Origin of the sequence: Anoxybacillus sp., from assembly GCF_036834105.1 — a bacterium.
Taxonomy (GTDB): domain Bacteria; phylum Bacillota; class Bacilli; order Bacillales; family Anoxybacillaceae; genus Anoxybacillus.
In genome coordinates this window covers 1-3,973 of record NZ_DAITON010000168.1, presented here as the reverse complement: position 1 = coordinate 3,973, position 3,973 = coordinate 1, and the positions used below count along the sequence as shown (strand labels likewise).

General features: G+C 39.5%; 2 protein-coding genes. One reads left to right on the top strand and one right to left on the bottom strand.

Annotation, left to right across the window (positions count from 1 at the left end; all coding sequences use genetic code 11):
• Window positions 1–164 precede the first annotated feature (164 nt).
• Window positions 165–893 carry a M48 family metallopeptidase gene (locus tag V7Z64_RS12205; RefSeq protein WP_297990760.1) on the top strand — a complete coding sequence of 243 codons (729 nt, stop codon included), beginning with the start codon at window positions 165–167 and terminating at the stop codon, window positions 891–893.
• Window positions 894–942: 49 nt separating this feature from the next.
• On the opposite strand, the gene V7Z64_RS12200 is transcribed toward V7Z64_RS12205, so the two are convergent.
• A complete protein-coding gene (locus V7Z64_RS12200; RefSeq protein WP_297990759.1) occupies window positions 943–3,897 on the bottom strand; it encodes a type I restriction endonuclease subunit R in 2,955 nt (984 codons plus the stop codon).
• Between the last annotated feature and the right edge of the window lie 76 nt (window positions 3,898–3,973).

Sequence of the window (3,973 nt, the reverse complement as noted above, 5' to 3'; positions counted from 1 at the left end):
CTGTTTCTTTCGTGAGTTCGGTGTTTTCAAACTGTACGTCGATGATGCGATCATCTTCAGTCCGATGTAGCAAAGCATTTAAATTCATCGTTTACCGATTGACCTTTTGCTTTCCCAAAGATAAAATGGGAGACAATTAAAGAAACAAAGGAGTATGTATTTATATGCCTAGCTTTCAATATGGCAGGACAACGATAGATTATGCATTAGAGTATAAGCCGAAAAAGCGGGATGTGACGATATCGGTTGAATGGTTAGAGGGGGTAAAAGTCGTAGCCCCTGTGGGAATAGAGGATACACTTTTACATTCTATCCTTTATAAAAAAGCTCCATGGATTATTGATAAATGGCAGGCGTTGAATCAAATTTCTGATTGCCCTGCTCCGAAAGAATTTGTAAGCGGAGAGAAATTTGCTTATTTAGGGCGCAATTATCGATTAAAAGTATATAAAAGCGAGGAAGTGACAAAGCCGGCTCTTATGTTTAAACAAGGGAAATTTATTGCCACGGTGCCACCGCATTTAACAGAAGAAGAAAGAATCTCATTTTTTCAACAAGCGTTCAAAGATTGGTATATTCTGTACGGGGAAATGAAACTACAAGAACGTTTAAAAATGTATTGCCCTAAAATGGGAGTAACCCCTACGAAAATGAAATTAAAAGAACAAAAAATGCGCTGGGGAACATGCACAAACGAAGGAGCCATATACTTAAACTGGAGAATTATGATGGCGCCTGTACCGATTATCGACTATTTACTAGTACATGAATTAGCGCATCTTAAATATCCAGATCACTCCAATGATTTTTGGCATTTTGTTAAATCTATCATACCAGACTATGAACAAAGAAAAGAATGGTTGCGGATAAATGGTCCAACCTTAACTTTATAGACATGGAAAAGAGCCTCTTCTTACATAGTGAGGCTCTTTACTCTCCTCTTTACCTTTTATAATGAACCATCGCTAACGACATAATTTGTTGTGTAATGTTTTCTATCTGATCTTTAGGAATAACACTTGCCCGTAACTGTTTCTTGATTTTCTTCCGCATTTCCCGTTTTACATCTTCTTTGTTTACCCAATCAATGACTCGACTTTCCTCGGCAATCATGTCCGTTACAAGATGCGTCAACGCATCAATCGTATCTTTATGTTCTTCGTCTGGAAGAAGCTGTTGGAACAGCTGATAAAATGGATATTGTTCTCGTGTAAAGCCGAGGTTTTGTGCTTGTTGGTTGACGTTTCGCATATCATTAACCATGCTGCGTAGCTTTTCTACCAATTCAGCGATATCCATCATTTTTTTCCGTCTTGCTTCGATTAATTGTTCCAGTTTTTCTTTTAACGACGTGTAGTATACAGGGTTTTCTTCCAGCTTCACTTTAATCTCATGACGAATCGCATGTTCCATTTCCGCCGCCTGTGCTTCTTTCGATGTCGCTTTTTCTAGCCGTTCATCAAACTTACTGGACAAAATATCAATCGGTTCATGGATGACTTCTACAGACTCCGCGTATAAATGTTCTGCAATTAATTGTTTTACCTTCTCGCCACACTCGGAAATATCCATTTGTTCATCACGATATAACGTTTTTGCCATTTGCCGTACTTTCCCTAAAAACTTTAAGTCTTCTACATATGGAGAAGCTTCAGGGTTCGGTAAAATCATATCCATTCGTTTTGAAAACTCTTTAAACGCTTTTTCAAACTCATGACGTACATCTTCAGGTTCTAATACTTGAACGCATGCATCGGCATCACTTCGGTTGATATAGTCAAAAAAGCTCATTGCTTTTCGATGGGCTTGTTTTAACTTTGGCAACTCGCTTTCAATCGGCAACAACGCTCCTTGAATATCTTGTTTAGAGAAAATCGCAAGGGCTTTCTCCAAGAATTTTGATACCCCAAAGTAGTCCACAATCAATCCATACGTTTTTCCTTCATATGTACGGTTTGTACGGGCAATTGCTTGGAGAAGGTTATGCTCTTTTAGCGGTTTATCTAAGTACATCACTTGCTCGATCGGTGCGTCAAAGCCTGTGAGAAGCTTATCACAAACAATTAAAATCGCTAGTTTGTCTTCTTCAAACGGCTTTTTGAATCGTTCAATTAATTGTTTTTCTTCCTCACGGGATAGAGAGTAGTCTTTTAATAATTCATTGTTTTTGTCTTCGGGTCCTGTTGAAATAATTAATGCTGTTTCATATTTTCCATTAATGAGTTCATCTAGCTTTTGTTTATAAATCGCCGCCGCTTCACGGTTCACCGCCACCACTTGCGCTTTAAAGCCGTTTGGTAAGATATAATTTTCAAAGTGTTCTACAATATCTAAAGCAATCTGCTCAATGCGGCTCGGAGCGGCTAAGATTGCTTCTTCCTTTGCATATTTCTTTTTAATACGCTCACGGTCTTCTTCGCTATAATCACTAAATTTACGATCAAATAAGCGATCTAGTGACTCGCCTTGCAAATGAAGGTTGACCATTCGTGCTTCATAGAAAATTGGAACGGTTGCTCCATCATCGACCGCTTGCTCAATCGTATATTTGTCAATATAAGAACCAAACGTTCTTGTTGTACTTTTATCTTCTTTATCGATCGGTGTTCCTGTAAAGCCTAGATAACATGCATTCGGTAAGCCTTTCCGCATGTTCATCGCTAGACCTTTATACTGCGTACGGTGCGACTCGTCGACTAACACAAAAATATTTTCCGACCTTGAAAGCTCTGGATACTCATGTTGATCTTTATCTGGTTGAAACTTCTGTACAAGGGTCATAATCGTAGAACCAGGGCCTTGTTGTAATAACCTTTTTAAGTCTTTAACACTTTCCGCTTGTTGCGGATTCGGGAAACCGCATTTACGAAATGTTTTTGTAATTTGGTCATCCAAGTCTTTCCGGTCGGTGACAACGACAATCGTCGGGTTTTGTAACTCTTTCATTCGGCGAAGTTTAACAGCTAAGTATAACATCGTTAGCGACTTCCCTGAACCTTGTGTATGCCAAATCACTCCGCCGCGGTCTTTCGGTGTTTTTGCATGTAAAATGCGATGAATCGCTTTATTGACAGCACGGAATTGTTGATAACGGGCAATCTTTTTAATCACCCGTCCGCCGTCGACTTCATAGACAATGAAGTTTTGAACCAAGTCAAGTAAGTTTTCTTTCGCTAACATCCCCGCAACTAAAATGTCTTGTTTCGTCGGGGAGTCACCAAGTTCAGGCACCGTTCTTGGATACGGATCTTTCCACTCGCCGTAATGTTGCACTTTCGCACCAATCGTTCCTGCTTTCGCTCGATAATTGCTTGTCGCGATCATAAATTGGTTATAGTAGAACAGCTGCTCATGCGTCTCTTGATAGCGGCGTAATTGATTAACCGCTTTTGAAATTTGCGTATCTTCTTGCAATGTTGGGCTTTTACATTCGACGACGACTAAAGGTAATCCGTTAACAAAGATAACGAGATCAGGGCGAATCGTCCCTCTTGCATCTTGAATACGGAATTGATCAACAACAAGAAATTCGTTGTTATAAGGGTGATCAAAATCAATGAGTTTAACAGTCTGATTCTTTTTCCCTTTTCCTAAGTCTTGTTGAATCGAAATGTAGTTCACAAGCATTTCATGGAACTTTTCATTCGCTTGCATGAGACCTGTTGCTTCAATATGAGTAATGTTGTAAATAATACGCGCCAGGTTATCCTCATCAATCCATGGATTTAACCGCTGAATTGCTTTCTTTAAACGTTCTTTTAAAATTACCTCACTCAACGACTCACGTTCAAACTCAAGAGCTGAGCCGGTTATATGTTCATAGCCCAACTCTTGAAGCTGATTTATCAAACGTTTTTCCACGAGGTTTAACTCATTCCATTCACTTGCGGCGGTCACTGTGACATCACCTCATCATCGACTTTGACACGGACTTTGCCTGTCAATAGGACTTGCATAAGGGCTTTTTTGATTG

Coding starts and splice junctions, on each gene's coding strand:
- V7Z64_RS12205 (WP_297990760.1), top strand. CDS start 165: ATGCCTAGCTTTCAATATGGCAGGACAACGATAGATTATGCATTAGAG.